29 protein-coding genes and 1 tRNA gene are annotated in these 25792 nt (G+C 35.4%); 11 read left to right on the plus strand and 19 right to left on the minus strand.

Annotated elements, in window-relative coordinates; translation table 11 throughout:
* Positions 1 to 55: 55 nt before the first annotated feature.
* The 11 genes from QLS97_RS11260 to QLS97_RS11310 all read left to right on the plus strand — a co-directional run bounded on the left by QLS97_RS11260 (position 56) and on the right by QLS97_RS11310 (position 9979).
* Entirely contained in the window at positions 56 to 694 is a 639-nt protein-coding gene (locus QLS97_RS11260; RefSeq protein ID WP_282716747.1) for a peroxiredoxin, read from the plus strand.
* An 83-nt stretch (positions 695 to 777) separates the two neighbouring features.
* Positions 778 to 1086, plus strand: a complete 309-nt coding sequence (locus tag QLS97_RS11265; RefSeq protein WP_091172170.1) for a thioredoxin family protein — start codon at positions 778 to 780, stop codon at positions 1084 to 1086.
* 94 nt (positions 1087 to 1180) lie between these two features.
* Positions 1181 to 1438, plus strand: a complete 258-nt coding sequence (locus QLS97_RS11270; RefSeq protein WP_091172168.1) for a DUF6952 family protein — start codon at positions 1181 to 1183, stop codon at positions 1436 to 1438.
* 177 nt (positions 1439 to 1615) lie between these two features.
* Positions 1616 to 2113, plus strand: a complete 498-nt coding sequence (gene tpx, locus QLS97_RS11275) for a thiol peroxidase (protein WP_099715179.1) — start codon at positions 1616 to 1618, stop codon at positions 2111 to 2113.
* A 10-nt stretch (positions 2114 to 2123) separates the two neighbouring features.
* Positions 2124 to 2498: a diacylglycerol kinase family protein gene (locus tag QLS97_RS11280; protein WP_282716749.1), complete on the plus strand. Its 375-nt coding sequence runs from the start codon at positions 2124 to 2126 to the stop codon at positions 2496 to 2498.
* Positions 2499 to 2516: 18 nt separating this feature from the next.
* Positions 2517 to 4964 (plus strand): DNA translocase FtsK, encoded by a 2448-nt coding sequence (locus tag QLS97_RS11285; RefSeq protein WP_282716750.1) that lies wholly within the window; start codon positions 2517 to 2519, stop codon positions 4962 to 4964.
* Positions 4965 to 4968: 4 nt separating this feature from the next.
* Positions 4969 to 5658, plus strand: coding sequence for an outer membrane lipoprotein periplasmic chaperone LolA1 (gene lolA1 / locus QLS97_RS11290; RefSeq protein ID WP_282716751.1), 690 nt, complete (start codon positions 4969 to 4971; stop codon positions 5656 to 5658).
* An 8-nt stretch (positions 5659 to 5666) separates the two neighbouring features.
* Entirely contained in the window at positions 5667 to 7100 is a 1434-nt protein-coding gene (locus QLS97_RS11295; protein ID WP_282716753.1) for an LptF/LptG family permease, read from the plus strand.
* A gap of 8 nt (positions 7101 to 7108) precedes the next feature.
* Positions 7109 to 8242: a 3,4-dihydroxy-2-butanone-4-phosphate synthase gene (gene ribB, locus QLS97_RS11300; RefSeq protein WP_282716755.1), complete on the plus strand. Its 1134-nt coding sequence runs from the start codon at positions 7109 to 7111 to the stop codon at positions 8240 to 8242.
* 167 nt (positions 8243 to 8409) lie between these two features.
* Positions 8410 to 8497, plus strand: a tRNA-Ser gene (locus QLS97_RS11305).
* Positions 8498 to 8758: 261 nt separating this feature from the next.
* Complete coding sequence (locus tag QLS97_RS11310) at positions 8759 to 9979, plus strand: site-specific integrase (protein WP_282716757.1); 1221 nt, start codon at positions 8759 to 8761, stop codon at positions 9977 to 9979.
* Positions 9980 to 10133: 154 nt separating this feature from the next.
* Here QLS97_RS11310 and QLS97_RS11315 read toward each other — a convergent pair whose 3' ends face one another.
* The 19 genes from QLS97_RS11315 to QLS97_RS11405 form a co-directional block, all read right to left on the minus strand.
* Positions 10134 to 10424 (minus strand): MerR family transcriptional regulator, encoded by a 291-nt coding sequence (locus tag QLS97_RS11315; protein ID WP_282716759.1) that lies wholly within the window; start codon positions 10422 to 10424, stop codon positions 10134 to 10136.
* 65 nt (positions 10425 to 10489) lie between these two features.
* A complete protein-coding gene (locus tag QLS97_RS11320) occupies positions 10490 to 10927 on the minus strand; it encodes a hypothetical protein (RefSeq protein ID WP_282716761.1) in 438 nt (145 codons plus the stop codon).
* 7 nt (positions 10928 to 10934) lie between these two features.
* The gene (locus QLS97_RS11325) at positions 10935 to 11252 is read right to left on the minus strand and encodes a hypothetical protein (RefSeq protein ID WP_282716762.1); all 318 of its coding nucleotides are present in this window, start codon (positions 11250 to 11252) and stop codon (positions 10935 to 10937) included.
* Between the two features lie 6 nt (positions 11253 to 11258).
* Entirely contained in the window at positions 11259 to 12059 is an 801-nt protein-coding gene (locus QLS97_RS11330) for a hypothetical protein (protein WP_282716764.1), read from the minus strand.
* 30 nt (positions 12060 to 12089) lie between these two features.
* A complete protein-coding gene (gene traN, locus QLS97_RS11335) occupies positions 12090 to 12929 on the minus strand; it encodes a conjugative transposon protein TraN (protein ID WP_282716766.1) in 840 nt (279 codons plus the stop codon).
* A 19-nt stretch (positions 12930 to 12948) separates the two neighbouring features.
* Complete coding sequence (gene traM / locus QLS97_RS11340) at positions 12949 to 14253, minus strand: conjugative transposon protein TraM (protein ID WP_282716768.1); 1305 nt, start codon at positions 14251 to 14253, stop codon at positions 12949 to 12951.
* A gap of 88 nt (positions 14254 to 14341) precedes the next feature.
* On the minus strand, positions 14342 to 14755 hold the full coding sequence (locus tag QLS97_RS11345) for a hypothetical protein (protein WP_282716769.1): 414 nt from the start codon (positions 14753 to 14755) through the stop codon (positions 14342 to 14344).
* A 14-nt stretch (positions 14756 to 14769) separates the two neighbouring features.
* The gene (gene traK, locus QLS97_RS11350; protein WP_282716771.1) at positions 14770 to 15390 is read right to left on the minus strand and encodes a conjugative transposon protein TraK; all 621 of its coding nucleotides are present in this window, start codon (positions 15388 to 15390) and stop codon (positions 14770 to 14772) included.
* Positions 15391 to 15408: 18 nt separating this feature from the next.
* Positions 15409 to 16605: a conjugative transposon protein TraJ gene (traJ, locus tag QLS97_RS11355; protein ID WP_345956947.1), complete on the minus strand. Its 1197-nt coding sequence runs from the start codon at positions 16603 to 16605 to the stop codon at positions 15409 to 15411.
* A gap of 12 nt (positions 16606 to 16617) precedes the next feature.
* Positions 16618 to 17253 carry a TerB family tellurite resistance protein gene (locus QLS97_RS11360; protein WP_282716773.1) on the minus strand — a complete coding sequence of 212 codons (636 nt, stop codon included), beginning with the start codon at positions 17251 to 17253 and terminating at the stop codon, positions 16618 to 16620.
* A complete protein-coding gene (locus QLS97_RS11365) occupies positions 17250 to 17861 on the minus strand; it encodes a hypothetical protein (RefSeq protein ID WP_282716774.1) in 612 nt (203 codons plus the stop codon). Before QLS97_RS11365 ends, QLS97_RS11360 begins: the two co-directional genes overlap by 4 nt.
* 31 nt (positions 17862 to 17892) lie before the next feature.
* The gene (locus QLS97_RS11370) at positions 17893 to 18585 is read right to left on the minus strand and encodes a conjugal transfer protein TraI (protein WP_282716775.1); all 693 of its coding nucleotides are present in this window, start codon (positions 18583 to 18585) and stop codon (positions 17893 to 17895) included.
* Positions 18586 to 18646: 61 nt separating this feature from the next.
* Positions 18647 to 21115, minus strand: a complete 2469-nt coding sequence (locus tag QLS97_RS11375; RefSeq protein ID WP_282716776.1) for a TraG family conjugative transposon ATPase — start codon at positions 21113 to 21115, stop codon at positions 18647 to 18649.
* A gap of 41 nt (positions 21116 to 21156) precedes the next feature.
* Entirely contained in the window at positions 21157 to 21474 is a 318-nt protein-coding gene (locus QLS97_RS11380; RefSeq protein WP_282716778.1) for a DUF4133 domain-containing protein, read from the minus strand.
* Between the two features lie 58 nt (positions 21475 to 21532).
* Positions 21533 to 21871 carry a DUF4134 domain-containing protein gene (locus QLS97_RS11385; protein ID WP_428831785.1) on the minus strand — a complete coding sequence of 113 codons (339 nt, stop codon included), beginning with the start codon at positions 21869 to 21871 and terminating at the stop codon, positions 21533 to 21535.
* Positions 21872 to 22002: 131 nt separating this feature from the next.
* On the minus strand, positions 22003 to 22476 hold the full coding sequence (locus tag QLS97_RS11390) for a hypothetical protein (RefSeq protein ID WP_282716779.1): 474 nt from the start codon (positions 22474 to 22476) through the stop codon (positions 22003 to 22005).
* Between the two features lie 314 nt (positions 22477 to 22790).
* Entirely contained in the window at positions 22791 to 23342 is a 552-nt protein-coding gene (locus tag QLS97_RS11395; protein WP_282716780.1) for a hypothetical protein, read from the minus strand.
* A 31-nt stretch (positions 23343 to 23373) separates the two neighbouring features.
* A complete protein-coding gene (locus tag QLS97_RS11400; protein WP_282716781.1) occupies positions 23374 to 24579 on the minus strand; it encodes a hypothetical protein in 1206 nt (401 codons plus the stop codon).
* Between the two features lie 89 nt (positions 24580 to 24668).
* Positions 24669 to 25538: a helix-turn-helix domain-containing protein gene (locus QLS97_RS11405; protein ID WP_282716783.1), complete on the minus strand. Its 870-nt coding sequence runs from the start codon at positions 25536 to 25538 to the stop codon at positions 24669 to 24671.
* Between the last annotated feature and the right edge of the window lie 254 nt (positions 25539 to 25792).

Consider the following 25792-nt stretch of genomic DNA (forward strand, 5'->3'; position numbering starts at 1 on the left):
CTTTTAGTATAACTACTTTTGCACCATCAAAAAAATAACTAAAAAAGTAAATAAAATGTCATTAGTAGGTAAAAAATTTCCAAGTATTGCAGTAGACGCTATCTCTGAAATGGGTGATAATTTAAAAATCAACATTTTCGAAGAAGCTGTAAATAACAACAAAAAAGTACTTTTGTTTTGGTACCCAAAAGATTTTACATTCGTTTGCCCAACTGAATTGCATGCTTTTCAAGCAGCTTTACCAGAATTCGAAAAAAGAAATACAATTGTTATAGGTGCTTCTTGTGATACTAACGAAGTACATTTTGCTTGGTTAAATACTGCAAAAAATAATGGTGGAATTGAAGGTGTTACGTACCCAATTCTTGCTGACACAAACAGAAACTTATCTAATATTTTAGGAATCCTTGATGTTGAATCAACTAGCTACAGTGAAGATACTGATTCTATAATTATTGAAGGTTCTAATGTTACTTACAGAGCAACTTACCTTATAGATGAAACTGGAAAAATTTTCCACGAAAGTGTAAACGATATGCCATTAGGTCGTAATGTAAATGAATATTTACGTATGGTTGATGCTTATACACACATTCAAGAAAAAGGAGAAGTTTGTCCTGCAAACTGGGAAGCTGGAAAAGAAGCTATGAGTGCTGACAGAAAAAGTACTGCTGAATACTTAAGTTTAAACTAATAAATCAAAGAGACTAAGCTACTAAGGTTCTAAGGATTAAAACTTAGATACTTAGTAGCTTAGAACCTCAAAAAAATAAAACTATGTTAATCGAATTAACCGAAGATACGTTACAGGATTTAATTGCAAAAGACGAAAAAGTAGTCGTTCAATTTTCGGCATCATGGTGCGGAAATTGCCGAATTATGAAGCCCAAATTCAAAAAATTAGCTTCAGAAAACGAAACAATCACTTTTGCTCTTGTTGATGCTGAAAATTTTCCTGAATCTAGAAAATTAGCTAATGTGAGTAATTTACCAACTTTTGCCACTTTTGTAAATGGTAAATTGGTAAATGAAACACAAACCAATAAACAAGAAGTGTTAATTGAATTAGTGAACGAAATCGTTTAATTTGGTTATTCGTTAATTCGGTTAATCGTTTAAAATTAACGATTCCCTTTTCAAATAAACATATCAACGAATAACCCAATAAACAACAAAAAAAATGAAATTACCCGTAATTAAGCATTTAACGCAGTTTATAGAAGAAAATGATGAAGATTACATCATAGAAACAATCGAAGTTCTGGAAGCAATGACTGAAATTTCGTCATTGAAAGATGAAGAATTAGATGTTATAGGGGAATTAATTTCTAATATGTACGGCGCTTTGGAAGTTAACAAACTGGTAAAAACCGGAACTGATAAAAAAGAAGCTTTAAACACTTTCATGAAACGTGTTCTGGGTTCTATCGACAAATAAAGGAATTTTTAATTCAATATTTCTAAAACGCACTCCTCAACGAGTGCGTTTTTTTATTCAACACATTGGAATCTTACGGTTGATAATTTGAACCCAAATGGTAAACTTATCACGACATTTGAGGACAAATTCTTAAATAATTTTCATACTTTTGAACCTCATTAAAAAACAAACACTATGGCTTCAATAACATTAGGGGGAAATCCAGTACAGACTTCAGGGGAATTACCAAAAGTAGGAACAAAAATCGCTGATTTTAAATTAGTTAAAACTGATCTTTCATACACTTCACTAGCTGACTTTGCTGGAAAAAAATTAGTTCTAAATATTTTTCCAAGTGTTGATACTGGAACTTGTGCAGCATCAGTTAGAAGATTTAATGAAAGTGCAAGTACTTTAGAGAATACTACTGTTTTATGTATTTCAAGAGATTTGCCATTTGCTCAAAAACGTTTTTGTGGTGCGGAAGGACTTGAAAATGTAGTTAACTTATCTGATTTTTCAGAAGGAAGTTTTGGTAAAACAAATGGTTTGGAAATTACTGACGGACCTTTGGCTGGATTACATTCAAGAGTTATTATTGTTGTTGATGAAAACGGAACAATTACACATACGGAACAAGTTGCTGAAATTGCTGATGAACCAAACTACGAAGCTGCATTAGCGGTACTTTAACAGCATCCGAATGGAATTTCAAAAAGATAATACTTTCTTTACCGGAAGATTAAAAAGCGTCACTTATGCTTTTAAGGGTGCCGTAAAATTGATTACCACAGAACACAGTATTATGGTACAATTTTCAATAGGAATATTGATTACCATTGCCGGGTTTTATTTTGGCATCTCTAAAACAGAATGGCTTTTTCAAACTTTAGCCATTGGTTTGGTCATGAGTATCGAAGGTTTAAATACAGCAATTGAAAAAGTAGCTGATTTTATTCATCCTAATTATCATGAAAGAATTGGGTTCATCAAAGATATTGCCGCAGGAGCAGTATTTTTTGCTGCATTAACAGCAATAGCAATCGGTTTAATCATATATATCCCAATATTACTTTAGATAATAGTAGCATAAAGAATGGCAAAAATAAAAAAAACAGCACCTTTAGATAAAAAAAACGACACTAAAGCTGAGGGGAATAATCCATTAAGAATCACCAAACAACACAAAATTGTTTTTGGGTCTCTTTTGGTATTATTTTCAATAGCTTTATTATTTGCGTTTATTTCCTTTTTCATATACGGTCAACAAGATCAAAGCGCTGTTGGAGAATTAACGAATCGAGCCGAAATAGTTCACAATTGGTTGGGGAAATTTGGCGCATTTTTAGCTGATTTACTTGTTTATAAAGGTTTTGGAATTGCCGCATTTATATTTGTGCGTTTATTTTTCCTAACTGGAATATACATGATTCTTGGTATTGCTTTAGGAAAGCTAAAGAATATTTGGTTTTGGGATTTATTCGTGATTATCATCTTATCGGTTTTATTTGGATTTTTTGCCACTTCAGCACCTGAATTAGGAGGAACTATTGGATATGAATTGAATTTATTCCTGCAGGATTACATCGGGAAAACAGGGACATTATTGATCTTGTTATTTGGACTTATCATCTACATAATTTTTAAAATCAAGCTTTCGCCAGAAAGTATTCAGTCTTTTTTTGATGCTACCAAAAAAGAAATAAAAGCAGTTCCCATCACGAATCCATTAAATAATGGAAAAAGTGGTTATAATCTGGAAGAATTTGCTGTTGTTGAAGACGAACTGGATGATATTCATTTAAAAACGAATGGATCGCAATTCGAGATTAACAAAGAAGCGTTGAAACCTACCATCAGCAATTCATCTGATATTAATAGAGATCCGGTTGTAAAACCGCTTGCCATGCAAGTTACGCCAGTGGCAGCTCCTGAAGTTATTTCGAATGCTGACGATTCTTTTGTAATAGAAACGGCTCCGGAAGAAGATATTATTGAAGAAAATCTTGCCTCTCGATTGGTTGCTGATTTTGGATTATTTGATCCAACTTTGGATTTATCCAATTACAAATTCCCTACGATTGATTTACTAAAGGAATATTCGACTGGAGGAATTACCATCAATCAGGAAGAATTAGAAGAAAATAAAAACAGAATTGTCGATACGCTTCGCAATTACAAAATAGAAATTGCACAGATAAAAGCGACCGTTGGACCATCAGTTACGTTATATGAAATTGTACCGGAAGCGGGAATTCGTATTTCAAAAATCAAGAGTTTAGAGGATGATATCGCGTTATCACTTTCGGCATTAGGAATTCGTATCATTGCTCCTATTCCTGGAAAAGGAACCATAGGAATCGAGGTTCCTAACAAGAATCCAACGATGGTTTCTATGAAAAGTGTTATTGGCTCTGCCAAATTTCAGGAAGCCGAAATGGAATTACCAATCGCTCTTGGAAAAACAATTTCGAACGAAACATTTGTCGTGGATTTAGCCAAAATGCCTCACTTATTGATGGCGGGAGCTACCGGACAAGGAAAATCGGTAGGATTGAATGCCGTTCTGACTTCTCTTTTGTACAAAAAACATCCAGCCGAAGTTAAGTTTGTTTTGGTCGATCCTAAAAAAGTAGAGCTGACCCTTTTTAATAAAATTGAAAGACATTATTTAGCGAAACTTCCGGATATGGATGACGCCATTATTACGGATAATGCAAAAGTGGTCAATACGTTGAATTCCCTTTGTGTGGAAATGGACAACCGTTATTCTTTATTGAAAGATGCCATGGTGCGTAACATCAAAGAATACAACGATAAATTTAAAGCTCGAAAACTGAATCCTGAAAACGGTCACCGATTTTTACCATACATCGTTCTTGTAGTGGATGAGTTTGCAGATTTGATTATGACTGCCGGTAAAGAAGTCGAAGTTCCTATCGCTCGTTTAGCACAACTGGCGCGAGCCATCGGAATTCACTTAATTATCGCCACACAGAGACCATCTGTGAATGTAATTACAGGTTTGATAAAAGCCAATTTCCCAGCGAGAATAGCTTTTAGAGTTACCTCAAAAATTGATTCAAGAACCATTCTGGATACTCAGGGTGCAGATCAATTGATAGGACGTGGTGATATGCTTTACACTAACGGGAATGATGTGGTACGGGTACAATGTGCCTTTATCGACACTCCCGAAGTGGAGAAAATTACTGATTTTATTGGTTCACAAAAAGCATATGCAACAGCTTATTTACTTCCTGAGTTCGTTGGGGAGGAAAGTGGCATTAATCTTGATATGGATATCTCCGATAGAGATACTTTGTTTAGAGAAGCTGCCGAAATAATTGTAAATGCACAACAAGGCTCCGCTTCATTGTTACAAAGAAAACTAAAATTAGGCTACAACAGAGCAGGTCGATTGATTGATCAACTCGAAGCTGCAGGGATTGTAGGCCCTTTTGAAGGAAGTAAAGCACGTAGTGTAAACATTCTGGACATGAGTTCTCTTGATCAATTTTTCAACAATGAACAAAACAAATAATACCATGAAATCAAAAATTCAAGAATCTAAAAAAAACAATTCAGAAAGTATGGGCAAAAAATTTCTTTTAATTGCAGCATTATTATTTTTTAGTTTCTCAATACAAGCTCAAGACAAAAAAGCAAAAGATCTTTTAGATCAAGTTACCGCTAAAGTAAAAAGCTACAATACAATCGTAATCGATTTCAAGTATTCTTTGAATAATGCTAAAGAAAATATAAATCAGGACAGTAAAGGAAATGTAACTATGAAAGGAAATCAATATGTATTGAATTTCATGGGGGTGACTAAAATTTTTGATGGTAAAAAAACATATACTATTGTTCCGGAAGATGAGGAAATTACGATTTCTAAAGTCAATGAAAAAGACGATAATGCGATTACACCTTCAAAAATGTTAACTTTTTTCAATACGGGTTACAAATACAATATGGATATTTTACAGAACGTAAAAGGTCGAAAAATTCAGTATATAAAATTAGTTCCTACCAATTCTAAAGATCAGAGAAAAGAAGTATTACTAGGGATTGATATCCAAACAAAACACATTTATAACTTAATAGAAGTGGGTAAAAAAGGTACAAAAACAACATTAACGGTTAATTCTTTCAAAACCAACCAACCTTTGTCAAAAAATCAATTTACATTTGCGGAAAGTAAATATCCAAATTACTACATCAACAAATTAGATTAATCTATTCGGTGAAAATTCTTGACAAATACTTATTAAAAACATTCTTGACTACATTTACTACGGTATTTGTAATCCTATTTTTCATTTTTATACTTCAAACAGTCTGGTTATTCATCTCTGAATTGGCTGGTAAAGATTTAGATTTATTAATGATTATTAAATTCCTGGCATTTTCCATGCCTCGAATTGTACCATTGGTATTGCCTCTTTCTATACTATTGGCTTCCATAATGACCTTTGGTAATTTAGCTGAGAATTATGAATTCGCAGCGATGAAATCTTCTGGGATTTCGTTGCAAAGAGCCATGAGAAGTTTGACAGTATTCATCGTTTTATTAAGTATTGTTGCCTTTTTCTTTTCGAATAATGTGATTCCTTATGCGGAATACAAATTCATCAATTTCAGGAAAAATATTGCACAGGTAAAACCGGCATTAGCAATAGCCGAAGGTCAGTTTAACGATGTGGGTTTTTACAATATTAAGGTGAATAAGAAATCAGGTGAACAGGGTAACATTCTTACTGGTGTAACAATTCACAAAAAATCTAGAATTGGTGACGGAAGTAAAACCGTTATTAAAGCAAAAGATGGGGAGTTAATCAGCAGTGAACAATCCAGTATTTTACAATTAGTGCTAAACGACGGGTATTACTACGAGGATATTGTTCCAAAAAAATATGAAGATCGCAATAAAATGCCTTTTGCCAAAAGCTCCTTTAAAAAACACATCATCAACATCGATTTATCTGAATTAAACAAGACCGATGTAACCGATGAAAGTGTGGCAAATACGAACACAATGCTGACTGTTAATGAATTAAAATATACATTGGATTCATTAAACAAGAACATAAAAAATGACATTATTTCATTTTCTGAAAATAGCAACATGCGAGTTGGTATTCCTTTAAATAAAAAACTGGAGAAAGCACCAAAAAGAAAACCGCTTCCTAAAGATATTTTGTCATTGTATACTTTAGAACAAAAATCGGATATTTTAAAAATAGCGGTCAGTAATCTTGCCAGCACAACCTACTCCATCGATACCACTAAAGCAGAACTAGACAATAAACAAAAAAATATCAATAAACATTTATTGGCTTTTTACGATAAATTTGTAATTGTATTTGCTTGTTTTCTAATGTTTTTCATTGGAGCACCATTGGGAGCAATCATCAGAAAAGGTGGTCTAGGACTTCCAATTGTTTTTGCAATTTTAATCTTTATTACATTTCACTTTATAAATACTTTTGGAAAAAGAATTGCACAGGAAAACGGAATGACTCCTTTTATGGGAGCTTGGTTATCCTCTTTTATCCTGACTCCATTAGCTGTTTTATTAACATACAGAGCCACAAACGACATCGGATTAATAAACATGGATGTTGTTTTAGCTCCATTCCAAAAAATAATTAAAAAAATACTACCATCACAAAATTAACAACACAAATGGTTACAAATAACATACAACTCAACACAATTGAAGAAGCGATAGAAGATATTCGCCAAGGAAAAATAATCATTGTTGTTGACGATGAGGACCGCGAAAATGAAGGAGATTTTTTGGCTGCGGCCGAAAAAGTGACACCTGAAATGATTAATTTCATGGCTACACACGGTAGAGGATTGATTTGTGCTCCACTGACAGAAAGTCGGTGCAAAGAATTGGGATTACATGTAATGGTAACTAATAATACAGATCCTATGGAAACCGCTTTTACGGTTTCGGTAGATTTAAGAGGTAATGGAGTAACTACAGGAATATCAGCTGGAGATAGAGCAAAAACAATTTTATCGTTGGTTGATTCTAAAACTAAACCGCATGATTTAGCACGTCCAGGACACATATTCCCTCTTATTGCAAAACAAGGTGGTGTATTAAGAAGAACCGGGCATACAGAAGCCGCTATAGATTTCGCAAGATTAGCTGGATTTAAATCAGCAGGTGTGATTGTAGAAATTATGAACGAGGATGGTTCTATGGCCCGTTTACCACAATTAGTGGAAGTAGCTAAAAAATTCGATTTGAAATTAGTTTCCATTGAAGCTTTAGTGGCCTATCGAATGCAACATGATAGTTTGATTGTTAAAAAAGACGATTTTAACATTGAGACCCGTTTTGGTACTTTTAGACTAAGAGCATACCAACAGACAACTAATAAACAAATACATATCGCTTTGACCAAAGGAACTTGGAATTTGGGAGAATCAATTTTAACCAGAATCAATTCGTCACAGGTGAATAATGATTTGTTAGGCACATTGACCAATAACGCGGATCAACAATTAGATGATATGTTCCAAGTGATTAATGAGGAAGGAAAAGGTGCTGTTATTTTCATCAATCAGGACATGCAATCCGTAAACTTATTGAATCGCATCGCTGAACTCAAATTATTGCAAAGTGAGGGTGTAATGAAAGCACCAAAAATCATCATCGATAGTAAAGATTTTGGTATTGGAGCACAAATATTACATGATATTGACATCTCAAAAATCAGATTAGTATCCAATACTGAGGGAACAAAACGAGTAGGAATGATTGGATACGGGTTAGAAATAACCGAATATGTAAAGTATTAAAACTATTCATTACTATTTTATAAAAATAAGTTTCATCTAAAGTAAAGAAAATGAAACCTTTAAAAATTAGTCCTAAAAATAGATGCTTTTTTTCTAAAAATAGATTTGCATAACCAAAAAAGGTTCTTATATTTGCACTCGCAATCAGATAATGAAAGCGACATGCTGGAGAAATGGCAGAGCGGTCGAATGCGGCAGTCTTGAAAACTGTTGACTGTAACAGGTCCGGGGGTTCGAATCCCTCTTTCTCCGCCACATAAGGTTTCAAAAGAAACTTTAAAAGTCAAAAGCCTTTAAATAGTAGTATTTAAAGGCTTTTTCATTTTTTATAATGTGTCAAAAAACACATATAACATCAAAGAACAGTGACCCTATTGGTGACCCTATTTTGTTTTCTGCCTTTTTAAAGAAAATAGGGTCACTAAATCGGAAGAATTCCCCGGGAATTCCCCACCAACACTAGCAACTCTCAAAGTTTTTAAATCAATTTGATTATTAATTTAAAAACAAGAAGTTATGTTAAAAGTAATTTTTTATCTCAAAGCTGGAAAAGCTAACAAGAAGGGAGAATCTCCAATTTTTGCACGTATCTCGTACAATCAACAATCTATTACAATGGCCACCGGTAAATCAATCTTAAAAGAAAGATGGCAGTTTACCAAAAACCTAAGAAATGTACTTAAACTTGAAAAAGAAAAAGTACTAAAACATAGTTTGGACTTATTTCAACTGAATATCGAAAAGAAATTTAATGAAATGGCTAAGGTTAGCTCCGATATTTCATTGTTATTGGTTAAAAATGAGTTTAACGGTAAAACTAAAATTCAAACCAAAGGAGTAAGCATCGTAGAAATCTTGGAAAAGCATAATACGTACTTTGAAAAAAAAGTAAATGCAGGTGAACGTTCTAAAGCTTCATTCCAAAAATATGAACGATCTAAAGAATTGCTTGTAAAATTCATGAAACAGCAATACCGCATCGAAGATCTCCCAACAAATGAGATTTCCAGTGCCTTTATATATAATCTCGAATCTTATCTTAAATATGAAAGTGATTTTAAAGGGAAAATTGGTATCAAAAACAACTCGATGGTAAAGTATATGAGAATGTATAAGACATCCTGTAATTATTGTATCAGAATGGGATTGATCGATAAAAATCCTTTTGATCTTTACGATGGCAAGTTGAATATCAAGGATGCTGTATTTCTTACCCAAAACGAATTAGATCGCATTGAAAACAAGAAATTTTCATTTGAACGCCTGGAGCGAGTTAAGGATGTTTTTCTTTTTAGTTGCTATACGGGATATGCACCTGTAGACGCCTCAAATCTTACCTCAACTAATATATTCCAAGATAGCAATGATGCTTTTTGGATTATGACTAACAGGGCTAAAACAGCAATTAGGGCAAACGTTCCTATCCTACCTCCAACTATGAAAATAATTAATAAATATAAAAATCTACAAATTGGATTGATTCCTCAAATATCCAATCAAAAAATGAATGCTTATCTTAAGGAAATCGCTGATTTGTGTGGAATAGATAAAAACCTTACGTGGTACGTGGCCAGACATACATTTGCTACCACCGTAACTTTAGGAAACGGCGTAAGGATAGAAAATGTTTCATCTATGATGGGCCATACCAATATTAAGCAGACGCAACATTATGCAAAAGTATTAGATGTAAATGTGATGGAGGATATGTCAAAGCTAAAGCAAAAATATAGCTGATCAGCTATTCACACATAATCTTAAGTAAAATTTAATAAACACAAAAAGGATTCCAATTGGAATCCTTTTTGTGTTTATTAAATTTTGAATCATTCATCATAAATAGAGAAGCGCTTACTGGTTTTTAAACTGAAACAGGTTCAGAGTTCCTTGTTTATTGTCCATTTTCGATGAGTATTTTTTCAATTTTAGTAGCCTCATATAAATAAATATCACCAAGTTTGGTGTAAGGTAGTATACCGGTCTGACGGTATTTAATGATGGTATTATTCGACAGTCCAAATAGCTTCTTTAAATCCTCATTCCTGTAATATCGCGGTGAGTTTTTTACATTCTCACCTCTAATCTTACAATCTATTTTTTCTAATCGGGTATATAAGGGATCCAACAATTGCTTAATTGCCGCTATATAAGAAAATTTATTTTCTTTTCCTTGTTTAGACATGAGACAAATTTTTAGAATGAATGAAGATTGAATATCTATTTTGGAATAATAGAAGTAAAAAAGCACTATCTACAGGCTAGTTTTTTCCTTCGGTTTTGGAAAATACAAATAACTTTATCTAGAAATTTTAGCTGCTTTTCTCTATAGGTAAATCCCTTGGATTCGGAGAATTGCTTGCTAATTGTATCTATACTAACTTGTAATCCCACATCTCCACTATAAGTAAAGTTTTCTTCAATAAACTGCTGCATTTTACTTCTATTGCAATTTTCACTTTTAGTATCAAAAAATAAAACAGCCTCATCCATGAGAAGGTAGAAGAATTGTGCCAAATCACTTTTATTGAAGCTTGAACTACATTTTTCTATTACTAAATAGTTTTTAGACCTATCATTACGGCTGTAGAGGTGATTCTTTTCTTTTAACAATATCTCGATACATTCCATCTTCCCAAATAACGCTTCTACTGCATCGGGAAGTTCTTCATTTGTTAACTTTTTCATAGCATTATTACTTTGGAAATTTAACTTCTAAATCAGATAGAGAATAAGGAAAATAAATAGTACTCCCCTGATTTCTCTTACGAGTTGACTCATACTTGATATAACCGTACTCGTTTAATTCTCGCATACATTTGTAGTATGTTTTAGGGGAAGAAATTTTGGCTATATCCATAATCTCATACCTATACGCTTGTATAGGATTAACAAAACCCTTATCCACTCTAAACTGCAATAGTGCAACATAAATACCAATATGCGTAATACTAATACGGTAATCATTTTCTATTGCTTTAAAGAAATCGGATAAGGGTTTTAATATTTCCATCAGAACCTAAATTGAATTAGACTGCTTTTTTTTTCTCTTTTTTGCTTCTTGGGGGACTGCCGGTCCATCGTCATCAACACTTTGACTTTGTCTTTTATCCTGTTTCATTGACTGACTTTGTCCTTCAGATATTTTTTCATCTTTAGTCTGACGATTGTCAATACGTTTCATATTGCCATCATACACATTGATTGTTTTGAATTGGGGATTAGCTTCAATATAATGCTTCACCTCATTTCCATCTTTTAAGAATGTAGCAGATTGCAGGTTTCCTTTTTTCATGGAATCCATCAAATCTTCTTTGTATTTAGCATTTTCCAATTCCTTGATTGGATGTTTAGAAAGTGCCACTTCCAGATCGTAACCATAATTCTGATGGTATTGGTTTAACTTAAAATTTCCATTGTTATCCGCTTCTTTAAAATCCATTTGTACCCACGAATTATAAACCTGACCTTCTTTATTGGTCAAATCCTTATTTACTGCTCTTCCCTCCATAAGGTTATAGGCTTCCTTCATGGTAATATTGCTACCTTTATTGATATAAAAGGTCTGCTCCAATGATACCTTAGAATTATCTTTATGCAAATCCACCTTATAAGAATTAAAAAAATACATATCGCTCTGATCCGATTTTTTAAAATTCAAAGTTGCTACCGCATTATCTTTACCGTATTGAGCGTTGTAGTTCAATGTGAAACTAGGAGTTTGCTTTTGCATTTTTTCCTTTAATTCACTTTCTAATCCTTCACCGAAACCGTTGTACTTTACCTGATCGCGCAGGTATTCAAAATTTTTATCGTTCATGACTATTTAATTTAAATGATTAATAATTAATTATAGTTTGGGTAATACAGTAACCTTTACAAGCTTTTTGTTCTTCACCTGCAATTCCACATGTCTTCCACCATTCTTTTCCATGAGCTGTATAGCAAGGTATTTCTTCTCAGGAATCGTAAATTTTGGTAGGGCAAACACGAATGTATTTTCTGATTCATCATCAACTGTAGCTACATTATTAAGAATATAGATTGGCGTAATTTCGATTTCCTGTGAAGCGGTTCGCTTTACTTTTTTATTATCCCGAATAAAAAAGCGGAGCTGGTCAACATCATAATTTATTTTCGAGTGGTTTGCGACCAATATCCTGTAATACATCACATCATTTTGAATAAAAATTCCATTTAGTTGAAATTTGATATCATACTTGTTTTCCTTTTCACCTCGTATCTTTCCCTTATCATAAAAAGCTAATTTGGAATATTGCTCTACCTCCTGCTCGTTCCTGTTTTCGGATGAAAAATAAATTTCCTGTCCTCCCTGTTTTGTCTCATTCAAGGAGAGATTCAATTGTGGTGATTGCTCATCATAATTGAGAACAAAGGAATACAGTTTGCCATCGGCAGTAACCACCGTAAGGTTCGTTTGAATGAACCCTTGTTGTGCAGCCTTAATCTGCAATATATTTTCTAGTCCTTTCGCTTTCTGGACAAGTACATCCTGACTGCCCCGATCTACACTTTTAATGGCATATGGGAATACAATATTTGTTGTTTTTGAATACCCAATCGCCAACGAATCCGGTTCAATTTTCGTTAGGTGATTTTTACTTGTTTGCGCAAATGCGCCTATCGTAAAGAGTAAATACACCATAGCCAATACATTGAAGTTTTTCATAGTTAATAATTTTTAGTTTTTAATTGGAATCCTTTTGTTTTTGCTTTTCATCATGAAGTAACACCTGATAGCCCGCCTTTACAACCACTTTAACAAGCTTCACTTTTTTACTGAGCAGCGTTTTAGCCGCCTCAATACCTACCCCGGCTGCTTGTGCTCCCCAAGAATCATCAAGAGTTGCGACGCCGAGCGTCTGCATGGAGCGGTCTGCAGATGCTTTGGCAACATCCCGGTTAATTGCTCCCGGAATATAAATTCCACTGAGCCCGTCTAAATCATAAACAGATAGGTCAACCGGAAATAAGGAGTTGTCATATCGGATGCTATTGATCTTCATAATGAGTCTTTCTCCCTTTAAGGATGCTATTCCAAACAAGAAATTATTCTTCGGAATCTTGACCCCATTAATAAAAACAGCATGGACAAGCCTCAGTTTTACTGTCGACCCATTTACAATAGTCTGTGTTTCATGGATCACAGCAGCTACTGCATTTTGATTATAGTCTGCACTTGCTGGATCTTCTAAGTAATAAAAGGCATTGCCTTTGGACTGCCTATCAACAGGATTTGTTGGCGTAATTTGCAACGAAGAAATAATATCTTCCTTTGTTTTAGTAGTGATGGTAAACACCTGTCCTCGCTGCGCTTCGGAAACCTTTCTCAGTTTTTCCTGTACCCTGTCGGGATGCTGAATATCCAGTATGCTTTCGAGCATCCCGCTGAGCTGCTTCAATTCAGGATCCTGCACATCGCTCCGACCATTCATAGACTGCATCATTTCTTCCAACTTGTTAACATCCTCTGAATGTACCTCGGTAGTACTTCCCTTTGCGTAGTTATTAAAATCGGGGCTTTGTGCTGGAGACGCAATTGGCTTATTGATAGCTCTTTGAAGCGCTTCAAGCTTTTCATGAAACTTTTCTTCGTTGGGATCACGATACATAGAAGTATTTAAGCCATTACTGCCTTTTCTAGAACTGCTCTGATTATAAGAAGTGTCATTGGCAGTTTCTGTTGAATCTCCTTGAAAAGACTGGCTGAGATAGTTTGGATCCTTTTTTATTAGTTCCTCTAGTTTAGTAGAGTCAAGTGCTGCTTGTTCATAGTAATTCATTTTATCCAACGCAATACTTTCCTTCAGGTTCGCATCCGGAAGCTTTATATTAAATCCTTCTTTTTCAACTAACGCCCCATTAGCAGCATTCATTTTTCCTCCGCCCAATGCCCAAAACATAATAGTGATAAAGGGCAGCACCAATAGCGGCATTACCAAAAGTATCTTTCGCTGTCTTAGCATTTTTAGTGATTTCATTCTTTCTTCCATGATCTTAATTTTTAAATTGTGAGTGATAATAATTTTCTACTATTGTAAGACTGTCCAATAATCCAGGACGATATTGCATGATACTGTCCTACAATTTTTTTCCAGTCGGGCTGCGACCCAAACTGTCCATATACTTACGAAAGCGAACAGTTTTTTCAAATTCAGCTTTACTGATTGACACTTTTATCTTGTCCCTTTCATCACCGGTTCGCATAGTATTTATTGATTTTGCAAACGGTGTAATAGGTATAACACTGGCTGTTGTTTCGGAAAAACTGCCTATCATCACATAAATACTGCAACCGCTCGTAAAGACAATAAAACAGATCAGAATCACAATCCAACTTTTACGTGATAAATGTGCTGTTTTGCGTTCCAGCCAGTGCGCGCACTTATATTGTAGCCGAAGATTGGCTTCATCAAATTGCTGCAACAGATTTCCCTTAAAGCAATCCGTTTTATCGGAGACTTTTTCATTGTTTCTTTTAAATGAGAATAGCATAATCAGTAGATTTATTATTTTCTATTTTCGGTACTCAAATCCCGATTCTCGATAGTACTCCATCGCTCTACTAAAAAGCCGTGCGGGTTATTGTCACTTCGCGAAACATTCCGAAGATTTCCTTCTGTTATGAGGCTACGGTATGCAATACTGGTAGTTCTGATAATATTTTGAGTGGCATAACATCGAAAATGGTACGGATATTTATTGATGTCAACAGTAACACTGTCCACTTGTATGGTCTGACTGATATTTCCTGAAATTATACCGGAATAATACCCGTTCTCTTTCAAATCATCATAAATCCGTTTTGCACTGTCGTCTGCGAGGTAAAGTGCCTTGGTAACATTGGTTCTTATTACTTTATCATCTGGATCAAGGGTAAAGAATAACTTATGAAAGGTCATCACATGATCCCTTGCCTCAACTGGTATATTGTCTTTTCTGTCCGAAGCATACGCTTCTAATGCTTTCCCATTAGCCAGTATATAGACCTTATTTTGCATTTGTGATACCAGACTGAAACTCTTATAAAGGGCAAAACAGCTCATTATAATACTCCCGCCAACCACCAGCATAGTAAAGCCGCGAACATGCCGAAAGGCGGTATCAATATTTTTCATTTTGCTAAACATAATGCGGTTTTTTAGCGGTTAAGAATTGCCTTTTAATTTATTGCTCATGTAACTCTCCTTGTCTTTGAAGTAAGGAGATGCACTGCTGGATCCAGACATGCTTTGAGACGTACGCCCTGCAGCATTGCCCATAGCATCCACGACCATTCCTGCACCAGCAGATGCAGTATTAACAGCCGAATTCGTAGAATTACTGAAGATACTGGTCACTTTTTGACCTAAAGCCCCACCTCCGCCTGCGTGGACAATATAATTAGCGACTGAAGGAACAGTAAAATACCCAACGATTCCTATAATCATAAACACCAGATACGCCATATCTGTTTTACTAAAAAAAGTGTCCCCATAATCATTGACCTGCCCGATATCAAGTCGTAGCATCTTTTCTTGTATCTTTCCTATGATACTGCCAAAAATATTGGCTACCGGAAGCCATAGATAAATATTAATATAGCGTGCCAGCCACACCGTAATTGTATGCTGAAAACCATCAAAAACGGATATACCAAAAACCAGCGGCCCCAAAATAGAAAGTACTACTAGTTGAAAAGTCCGAAGCGTATCAATACAGAGTGCGGCCGCTTCAAAAAGAACCATCAATACTTCACTCATCCATTCCTTGACTGAATTACGAAAATTGAATGACGCCTTTGACATCGCAAACTTGACATCATTCCCTATTCCTTCCATAATCCCTTCGTCAGATGGGTCTGCACCTTCATGCGTGTATTTGTACCATTTGTCTCGGTCGCCGCTTCCAGCTGTTCCGACATACATTTTCCATGGATCGGTCTCTTTAATCGCTTCTTCCTTTTGTTGCAGCAGTAGTACAATAGCCTTGTTTGAACCATCTACCATCGAGGCGGTTGCTGTAACAGTAGGTTTCATCACACCATTGATCATATCCAGTACCGAAGGGAAAATCATAATACAGAATCCAATCACAAATGGACGGAAAAGCGGATAGAAATCGATTGGTTCAGCGCTGGCAATATGCCTCCAAACTCTGGAAGCGATATACCAGATGGCTCCAAATCCGGCGATTCCCTGACCAACTCCCATCAGGTTGCTGCACAATGGCATCATCTCATCGTATAATTGATCCAGTACGCTATGCAAACTGTTCATGTCATCTGCCAGACCCTGTGCATGGCTGGCGATAGGCAACACCATCCCCGCGGCTGCAAATAATGCAGCCTTGCTCCTCTTTATCATGTTATTATGTATTTAGTTATTTACTTTGTAGATGCTGCGCATTGCCTCTACATCATTGCGCTCTTTTGTTCGCTGGATTGCCAATATGGAGGTATTGTTATTAAAGCTTCGCAGAAACGAGAGCTTATCTTGCATATCACCATAGACCTTGTCAATGGCGGTAAGTCTTTCATCATCAGACATTCGCAATGTATTAGCAGAAACGACTGAGGTCAACTCATCCAGATTTCTGAGGCTCTCTTTGAACAGCTTGGAATACACCTTTTCGAGGTAAGCGATTTCATCTGTATTGAAATTTCCACTGTTCCTGAATCGGTTTAAGGCGGCCTTGTACTCTTTTACCAAAAGCAGTTGATATTGAATAATAGCACCAACTCTCTTGTATTTTCGAACCGTTGGACTCACCTGCATCAGCGCATCAAGAAATGTTTTATGAAGACTGAAGTTTCCTTGAGATAAATCTTTAACGGTATTATAGCCTCCATTAAGAATTTGATATCCTTTTTTCATATCGGTAAGTATCTGTTTGAACTGAGCCAACTTTTCGATATTCAAAATCAACTGTTGCATTTCCTGGGATTGAGCAGAAACGCTGTATGGGAATACTAATCCCATCATCATAATGATTAAAATCAGGTGTCTTTTCATGGTACATTATTTTTTACGCCCTGCAACACACGGCTGGTTTTTACATCCTTAAAATTAGTACTCCTAGACAAAGACATCATTCTGGTTTGATCGCTGAAGCTCTCGCAAAAAATATAGCTTTCCAGCATATTTTGATACAGGAAATCAATTTTGTTTATGCGCTCGTCGTCTTTCATTTCCAGGTTCCCTTGCGTTAAAACGACAATCAGTTCGTCTAAAGTAGTATCACCATTTTTAATCAACCGGTTCATTACTCTCTTAATATACGCCACTTCGTCACCGTGAAATAAATCATCTTCCTGAACTTGTTTTAGTGTACTCTTGTATTTATCTAAGATCTTTACTTGAAGTACTATAATCTGAGACACTCTGGAATAGTCTTTTATCTTTGGATTAATTATTTTTAACGAATTGAAATAATCTGCATGAAGATCAAATTCCCCCCGTTTAAAATTACCTATCGTGTTCAGCCCCTTTTTAGCGATGGAATATCCTTTTTGAGCATAGCCGGTATACATTTTAAGTGCAGCAATCTGTTTTAGTAGTACTTCTCTTTGTTTTGGTTGCGCGTAAATACTCCCCTTTAAAAGTCCGGTGAGAAGTAGCAATAGCAGTATTTTTTTCATGACTTTATTTTTTTTAATTGCCAATACCATAGAATTTCTTAATTACATTCACATCGCTTTTTGTTTTTGCTCTTTGAAGACTTAATTGGATGTTCTCTCTGTTAAGCTGAGAAAGATCATCATAAGTCGCATCAATCTGATCGGCTGCAGTGTTGATAATTTTAAGCCGTTTAGCATCGCTCATCTGTATGGCAAAAGAGTCCAATACTAAAAAGATCTGGTCGATATTTTTCATGCTTTCACTCAATATGCCGGAATATACTTTTTGCATATAGTTTAATTCATTTGCATTAAAATGATCGTCTTGCTGGAACAGCTCCCAAGCCCTTTCGTACTCAGCAATAAGCCGTACTTGCTTTTGGGTAACATCCCTGATTCGTTGATAGGAAGTAATACTGGATTTGACTTTGGCGAGTTCCTCATAGTAATTTTTGTACAAATCTTTTTGTTTTTGTGTCCAGTTGGAAATCGCCTCCAATTTCAATTTCGACAACATATTTTCCAATTTTTTCTGAGCATTCTGCAACCATATCGTTTTGTTTTGTAGGCGTTGGATCCGAAGGTCAATTGCTTTTATAACTTTCTTTACGGCTGCGGTAATCAATCCAATTATTGGAACAGCCGCAACTGTTTCTGCCGGTCTTGCAGGAGTGCTTATAAGCAATAGGCACAGCAAGCAGACCATGATTTTTTTCTTTGCTTTCATAATTCATTATTTATAATGTTTGTTTCTCCAGTATTGGCAGGGTGTTATTTCCTTTTTGTCCTCAAGCTTGCTCACGCAAATCATTAGCCAGTGCCGCTATCCCTTTTTTGATGTCTCCATCAAATTTTTTAGCATACACCTGTACTTTCAGTTTTTCTGTTTCTTCTGTAGTATAAGCCAGGTATTCTTCAAGGGATACTTCCGTACGATAGACTTTAGAAAGCATTCCTCCCAAGGAGATAAATACTTCCTTGTATTTTTTATCGGGATCATTCGCTTTGTTAACCGACAAAACCAATGCTTTTTCCTTTTCCGTAAGTCCCAACAATTCCTGAATTTGGTCGAATTTATTTTGGTATTTACTCTGGTCCAGCAATATTTTGCAATCGCTATTATTGATGATCGCCTGCTTGACCACGGGAGACGAAATGATATCCTCCACTTCTTGTGTAACCACTATTGCCTCTCCATAAAACTTTCTAACTGTCTTAAATAAATACTTTATATATTCTGCCATACCTTCCTTAGCAATAGCTTTCCAAGCTTCTTCGATTAATATCATTTTCCGAACCCCTTTTAGCTTACGCATCTTACTGATGAAGACCTCCATAATGATGATGGTCACCACCGGAAAAAGTATCGGATGATCCTTGATATTGTCCAATTCAAACACAATAAATCGTTCACTTAATAATTCAAGATTTTCAGTAGCATTAAGCAGATAGTCAAATTCTCCACCCTTATAATAGGGATGCAATACGTACATAAAATTATTGATATCAAAATCCTTTTCCTTTACCTTATCCCCTTCTAACACCTTGACGAAATCACCTTTAAGGAAATCGTAAAAACTGTCAAAACAAGGAAACAGTTCTTTGTTTGCTTCGAGTTTTTCATAATATAACTGTAGTGCGTTGGACAAAGCGACATACTCGCTTCGATTGAATGTTTCATTGTCTTTTTTCCAAAGCGCCAGCAGTAAGGTTTTTATACTTTCCTTTTTCTCGGTATCCAAGCTGTCCCCTTCGCTGATATAAAAAGGATTGAAACGGATGGGATTCTTTTCATCGTAGGTGAAATAATACCCACCCACCATGTCACACAACCCCTTATAACTGTGTCCTACATCTACAATTACAATATGAGTTCCTTGTTCATAATAGCTTCTCACCATATGGTTAGTGAAAAATGATTTCCCACTTCCGGAGGGCCCGAGTATAAACTTATTCCGATTGGTGCATATTCCCATTCGTATAGGTTCATCACTGATGTCAACATGTACAGGTTTACCGGTCAGTCGGTCGCCCAAACGTATTCCAACAGGACTTAAAGACGAGCGGTATCCAGTTTCCATGTTCAGGAAACATACCGCTTGTTCCGCGAACGTATCAAAAGTGTCGTTCATAGGGAAATCAGCGGCATTTCCGGGAATACCTGCCCAATAAATTTGAGCTGCTCCAACGGTTTCCTGCTTGGCAGCTGCATCCATTTGTGCCAAGGCTGAAGAAACCTTATTTTTTATATTTTTCAGTTCTTCCTTATCTGCTGTCCACACCAATACATTAAAATGAGCCTTTATCGGTAAGCGCTGCTGGCTAATCGCTTCGTTCAGAAAATCATTGGTAGCATCCCGCGCAATAAGGTTCGCTCTGCTATACGCCGATAGAGATTGTAATCGCAAGCTTTTACTTTCTAGCTTCTGCAACGTTTTTTGAGCATCCTCTATAAAAACATATTGGTTATAAATATGATTACAAGAAAGCAGCTGTCCTAAGGTGGATGCGAAGCCGATACTGAATTTGGTCTTATCAGTTGAGTATCGGTCATAGTTGATTCTGGAACCGCAAAGCGCTGGCAGGTCAGCTGCATCACCTAAGGTATAGATTTGGCAATGTTTATCCCCAACCTGCAAGCCGTCGTTGAAAGCGATATCTTTAAAAACAAAAGAGTCTTCTTTTTCAGAAAGGGAACAGTAACGCTCGATAATTCCAATCTTTCTACTATGACTTCTGAGTTCGTCATTACCCAGACGGGTTAATTTCACAAAACCGCTGTCTTCCAATATTCGACTGAATTGCCCCGTACTATCTATAAATTCCTGACGCAGTTGTGCCTTTAATGTTTCTTCGGGAACTATTGAACTCCTGAGTAAATTAGAAAATAAGGAACTGGATGTTTTCCTGCCCGCAGGTTTTTTGGTCAGTAAAATGTAGCACGAATGATCCAAAAAGGGACGCTCGTTAAAAAACCGCTCACTGCTTCGTGTGAGGAAACTGGTATCTTCTTTGGTAAAATCAGCTTGAAACGTACTATCAATAAACCAGTCTTGTTTATGGAATACACTGAATTTTGGGAGTAACTTTATGGCCTTAAGCCACGCTTGGTGGAACGTTTCATACTCTTGATCTGACAAAGTAAATATTTCCGGCAACTCGGCCTTAAATACTACGGTTACATCACCCTGTTTGGACAAGATACAATCGTGCTCCACATCCATAATCGGTAAAATATCACCCATCATCTTTTCCATCTTTATCTCTTTTTACCTGTATTTAAATTTTCGGGAAAATGTTATTTTCCCATTTTGAAAATTTTCCTGCTGGGCGTTCTAACCGCTTTGGGAACCTGCCTTTTAGCTAAAGCTTTCATCATGCCATGTTCTCCATATTTATGACTCATCTTGTAAACTTTCATAACCAATACTGCCGCTGAAATACCGATGACACCAATACAGACCAACGATGGCAATCCGAGAATATACATGCCCGAAAAGAAAAACATCAACACTATAATACCTCCTCCTAAATACCATATATACTGCGCTTTAAGACCCTTGAACTCAATACTCTGATTAAGACCTTTATTGATATGATATACGCTGTTTGCCATAGTACTATTTCCTTAAATATTTGCTTCTTTTATAAATCGACCTTACGTAATAATTAATCTAAACCCCAAAGAAAGATTTGATTACCGTAGCTACCACTACTAGAAAAACGCAACTTCCAAACCAAGCCGCCGCCACTTTTCCAGTGTCCGGATCACCTGCATTCCACTTTTGATACACTTTCACAGCACCTATTAGACCCAAAAGAGCTCCTATAGCATACATTAGTTGGGTACCCGCATCAAAATAGCTTCGCACCTGCGCATTAGCCTCGTTAATTCCTGCAAGACCGTCTTGGGCATGGGCTTGATAATTAACCGCCAGCAGCACCAAAACTGTAGTGGCAATATTCATTCTTTGTGGGGTAAATTTTCTAAAATTCCAGAGACACTTTTTCATAACACATTATTTTAAAAATTCAAATAATTAGATAAAAAGCGGAGGTTTAGCCACTGTCTCAATACCTCTTTCCTATCACATAAAACCATACCGCATGAGACGGACAGGGGCATTTCCTCCGCAATGTTGTATTAGTTTTTTTCATTCCATATAGCTTCCGCTTCCTGTTGGGTTAAATGGATTGATTCGAGTTTGTCACATTCAGAGACAATCAGTTCGCTGACTGAGGAGCGAAACGGAGAATTTTTCACAGATGGATATTCGGTAAGAACCAATCCGAGATAATCGACAAATTCCTGTTGGAGCAATTTTCTTTGAGCCGCATCTGCGACAACATTTTTCAATCTTTCTACCAGATGATCTATATCCTGAAAAGTTTGGTCGGATTCTGTTAAAAAAGATTGAGATGAACTAGTATCAGGAGATTCCTGATACCTTAAATTAGTTTGGATTTCTGGATAACTTTGGAATTGAAACTTCCGTTTTCCTGTCGCGATCTCTTTAAGTTCTGTAAAGTAAAATCGCAACCCAACAAATAAATACCAACTTGCTCCTAGCAGGACAACTACAATTGTATAATTGCCCCATGAAATGTTTGTAAACATACGCTCTTAATTTTATCGTTCTACATTAGTTCTTCCAACACAGATATTTGAAACGTATTCCAAATCCGGGATGTTCATCATTACAGGGCAAAGAAACGATAGACCGCAAAGCGCCACAAGTCCAACTTTTTGTTGTACCCCAGTTGTTCCTTTTGTACCCCTAGCAAAATCAATGGAAAAAAGATAAAAAAATGTAGAAAAATAAAAAAAACTCCAAAGAGGAGGTCCCATAAACGGTATGATTAAGCGAGTTTTTTAAAACGAAAAGAGAACTTAAATTTGGTAGCTCTCGTCTTTCACAATAAACCTGTTCCCTATTGGAGGATCAATAAATCAGCATCTGACTTCTTCATAATCTGCCACCCGTTTTGCGTTAGTAAGAAATGAGCTTTGTGTTGCTTTATCGTTGAAGAACCTTTCCTCAACAAGGATCCAAAAATAGTGTTATTTCGCACGGTGCTATACCCTACAATTGCCATTTTACCAGAATTCCAAATTTTGATATCTATAATGGTACCAAATTCCTCATCCGCAATTTTTACTTTTTGAATGTTACTTTTTTTATCATCTTCAGAAGTAAGTAGAAAATAAGGCTTAGCTGCATCTGTAAAATGTATCAAAGGCGCTCCAATATCCTTTAGTTTTTGGGTTCGTAGAACAGTGACTAATCCCTTCTCTTCCAATCCCGACTGCCGAACCTTTCGGGCATGCTGTGGATCACTGCGATAAATATCATAATCCAAAACTCTCGGGTACCGGTATTCCTTGACAATAAGTTCCACAGCCGTTTTTTCGTCTAAGTTCTTAGTATTGCAACCAGTCATTGTCATGATTGCAACCGTTAAAATGCAAGATAGTTTTTTCATTTTTGTAAATTTTAGATTTATTCCGATTCAATTAATATTCTTTTATCTGTTTAATCATGCGTTCTAATGTTTCAATTACGATTTTCTTATCTCTATCTTCTGCAACGTAAGATTTGCTCCGCATTGAATCATAAGAAAGATTGACTTTGTTAGGCGTGGATAAGAATGGGACTATTGTTTTAAATACATGATTCATTGATTTAGCGATGAGAATTTTCAATTCATCAGAGGCTCGCAGTATTAATGCAGTCTGGTCTATAGAGAGTTTGCATAAAACTTTGTCGCTAGTTGCATCAATTACCGCAGTTTGATTTGGTTTCTTATCTATACTTCGCAGAGGTACAACTGAAAAATGCAACTTCTTCTCCAGATATATCATTTCATGTTTGAACCAATCGCTTAAGATTATTTTTATATCTTGGTGATTCGGATTTAGGATCACCCCGTCTTTACTATGAATCTGATTGAATTCTTTAAAACACAATAAAAGATTTTCCATTTTGTCTGTGGGACTTTCGCAACAATTTATTTTGTCAGCTACACACTGTGTAAAATAGCTTATGAATGACCTGCTATTAAAGTTCATATATATTAAAATCTCATTCAATGAGGAACTTTGTAGATCTGCCCTATCTAAGAATCCTAACAATTCTAATTCTTTGATCAATTGCTTCCTGTACAGTACTTGTCGAAAGGTGATCTTTTTGTTTCTCTTGGAATTTACAAAAGAATACAAATTATCAAAAAGTATAGCGGTAGATCTTTTATCATTTACAGTAAAAGTTGCGCTACTTTTCAATTTATCAATTTTCTGTTTGAGTTTCTTTTTTGATACGACCAAATAGGTCGCAGGTACTCGCATATCTAAAGTTAAGTAGTTGGGAAACCTCGTTTCTATAAAAGATAGTAATTCATCAAAGCACGAGATTAACATGTTTATAACCTCTTTTAAATCAGGCCGCTCAAATTCAACATTATGGCTTCTTTCGATCACATTATCTAAGAAAATTATTAAGGAGGAATGATAGTTCCCAACGATAATCTTAATTTGCTTTTCCTTGTTAAGAGAGAAAATTTTGATCTTGAATTGGGATTGGATGAATAGTGTTTGCTCTAGTGTCTTTTCAACAATAGCCTTTGACTGGACTGCTGTTATTGCATTTACATTCGTTTTGCTAGGATTTAGGGTGAAAGTTACCAGTAAATCCAGCCATTCTAAAAGATAGGTCTGATTCATACTTCTTACTTTTGTTTACTAAATAGTACTTTCGACTTATTATCAAAAGCACTCTAATCAATACATTATCACTATTACTAACCTTTAATTTAAACCATTGAATTGATATTTAATTTTAAACGATATTCCGATGGTGACATCGAAGTGTATTTTTTGAAAAAATTGCTAAAAAAAGAAATAGTGCTAAATTGTAATTCTTCCATAATATGCAGAATGGTCAAATCTTCGTTTTGAAGTAAGATCTTAGCCTCCAGAATAAGTGCTTCTTCAATATACTGCTTGGTCGTTTTGTCTGTTACTTCCTTAACCGTTTTGGTAAGGTGACCAGTCGTAATAAACAAAGCATCAGCGTAGAACTTTACACCGTGTTGTGTCTTGCAATTAATTTCTAAAATTCTAAAAAATTGCATAACAATTGTTTCTTTTCTGGTGTACTTTATTTTAATATACCGGCAGTATCTGCTATATATGTTTGCTAACTCATACAGTAATAGATTAAAACTAAAGAGCACTACCTCATTTTTAAAAATGTGCTCGTTTGAACTTCTTCTTTTACTATCAATCAATTTAAATAAATCAATTAGTACTACTACGTCTTTCCTTTTAAGAGAAACCTTAGAAGGGACTTTTGTAACAAAAAATTCAAAATACCCTACATACGGTCTCCTTATACTGTTTTTAAAAATAAACGCTGAGGGAAATGACACCACAGAAATCCGCAGTTGATCACTCCTATTCAAAATTTCACAAGAAGTCCTTGTTGGAATCATGATAATTTCATTTGCAGACAGATAAATCTCTGTATCTTTTATTTGGATACATAAATAACCAAAGTTCACTATCAATATTGAAAAACAGTTCATCTTAAATAGTTCTTGACATGACATTTTAGATGAAATATTTTCGTGAACATGAACCAACAATCCTAAATAACTATATTCTGATTTCTTGCTTTCCAAAATAATATTTTTTACTAAAATTTTAATTTATAGAGCCTATGAATGAATTACCTCTTATTTTACTTTATCTCTTTTACAAGATTCTGTGAAAGTAATTTCGCTAACAATGCAACTGAAACAAACAATAAATTTGAAACGGTAGTCCCGAAAAATAGAAATGCTAAATTCCTTGGATTACAGCATTTTATCTCTCCGTTTGCGTGATAACCAATTATTTCATCGTAGCTCAATAAGTCTACGATGAAATAAAGGCT

It is taken from the genome of Flavobacterium yafengii (assembly GCF_030010375.1).
Taxonomy (GTDB): Bacteria; Bacteroidota; Bacteroidia; order Flavobacteriales; family Flavobacteriaceae; genus Flavobacterium; species Flavobacterium yafengii.

Bases quoted from the DNA above. Each gene is read 5' to 3' on its own strand.
- QLS97_RS11265 (WP_091172170.1), top strand. From the start codon at position 778: ATGTTAATCGAATTAACCGAAGATACGTTACAGGATTTAATTGCAAAA.
- traJ (WP_345956947.1), bottom strand. From the start codon at position 16,605: ATGATAAAGAGGAGCAAGGCTGCATTATTTGCAGCCGCGGGGATGGTG.
- traM (WP_282716768.1), bottom strand. From the start codon at position 14,253: ATGGAAGAAAGAATGAAATCACTAAAAATGCTAAGACAGCGAAAGATA.
- QLS97_RS11325 (WP_282716762.1), bottom strand. From the start codon at position 11,252: ATGGAAATATTAAAACCCTTATCCGATTTCTTTAAAGCAATAGAAAAT.
- QLS97_RS11320 (WP_282716761.1), bottom strand. From the start codon at position 10,927: ATGAAAAAGTTAACAAATGAAGAACTTCCCGATGCAGTAGAAGCGTTA.
- QLS97_RS11375 (WP_282716776.1), bottom strand. From the start codon at position 21,115: ATGGAAAAGATGATGGGTGATATTTTACCGATTATGGATGTGGAGCAC.
- QLS97_RS11390 (WP_282716779.1), bottom strand. From the start codon at position 22,476: ATGTTTACAAACATTTCATGGGGCAATTATACAATTGTAGTTGTCCTG.
- lolA1 (WP_282716751.1), top strand. From the start codon at position 4,969: ATGAAATCAAAAATTCAAGAATCTAAAAAAAACAATTCAGAAAGTATG.
- QLS97_RS11270 (WP_091172168.1), top strand. From the start codon at position 1,181: ATGAAATTACCCGTAATTAAGCATTTAACGCAGTTTATAGAAGAAAAT.
- QLS97_RS11330 (WP_282716764.1), bottom strand. From the start codon at position 12,059: ATGAACGATAAAAATTTTGAATACCTGCGCGATCAGGTAAAGTACAAC.
- traN (WP_282716766.1), bottom strand. From the start codon at position 12,929: ATGAAAAACTTCAATGTATTGGCTATGGTGTATTTACTCTTTACGATA.
- QLS97_RS11395 (WP_282716780.1), bottom strand. From the start codon at position 23,342: ATGAAAAAACTATCTTGCATTTTAACGGTTGCAATCATGACAATGACT.
- ribB (WP_282716755.1), top strand. From the start codon at position 7,109: ATGGTTACAAATAACATACAACTCAACACAATTGAAGAAGCGATAGAA.
- QLS97_RS11345 (WP_282716769.1), bottom strand. From the start codon at position 14,755: ATGCTATTCTCATTTAAAAGAAACAATGAAAAAGTCTCCGATAAAACG.
- QLS97_RS11370 (WP_282716775.1), bottom strand. From the start codon at position 18,585: ATGAAAGCAAAGAAAAAAATCATGGTCTGCTTGCTGTGCCTATTGCTT.
- traK (WP_282716771.1), bottom strand. From the start codon at position 15,390: ATGTTTAGCAAAATGAAAAATATTGATACCGCCTTTCGGCATGTTCGC.
- QLS97_RS11285 (WP_282716750.1), top strand. From the start codon at position 2,517: ATGGCAAAAATAAAAAAAACAGCACCTTTAGATAAAAAAAACGACACT.
- QLS97_RS11280 (WP_282716749.1), top strand. From the start codon at position 2,124: ATGGAATTTCAAAAAGATAATACTTTCTTTACCGGAAGATTAAAAAGC.
- QLS97_RS11260 (WP_282716747.1), top strand. From the start codon at position 56: ATGTCATTAGTAGGTAAAAAATTTCCAAGTATTGCAGTAGACGCTATC.
- QLS97_RS11310 (WP_282716757.1), top strand. From the start codon at position 8,759: ATGTTAAAAGTAATTTTTTATCTCAAAGCTGGAAAAGCTAACAAGAAG.
- tpx (WP_099715179.1), top strand. From the start codon at position 1,616: ATGGCTTCAATAACATTAGGGGGAAATCCAGTACAGACTTCAGGGGAA.
- QLS97_RS11380 (WP_282716778.1), bottom strand. From the start codon at position 21,474: ATGGCAAACAGCGTATATCATATCAATAAAGGTCTTAATCAGAGTATT.
- QLS97_RS11360 (WP_282716773.1), bottom strand. From the start codon at position 17,253: ATGAAAAGACACCTGATTTTAATCATTATGATGATGGGATTAGTATTC.
- QLS97_RS11385 (WP_428831785.1), bottom strand. From the start codon at position 21,871: ATGAAAAAGTGTCTCTGGAATTTTAGAAAATTTACCCCACAAAGAATG.
- QLS97_RS11400 (WP_282716781.1), bottom strand. From the start codon at position 24,579: ATGAATCAGACCTATCTTTTAGAATGGCTGGATTTACTGGTAACTTTC.
- QLS97_RS11315 (WP_282716759.1), bottom strand. From the start codon at position 10,424: ATGTCTAAACAAGGAAAAGAAAATAAATTTTCTTATATAGCGGCAATT.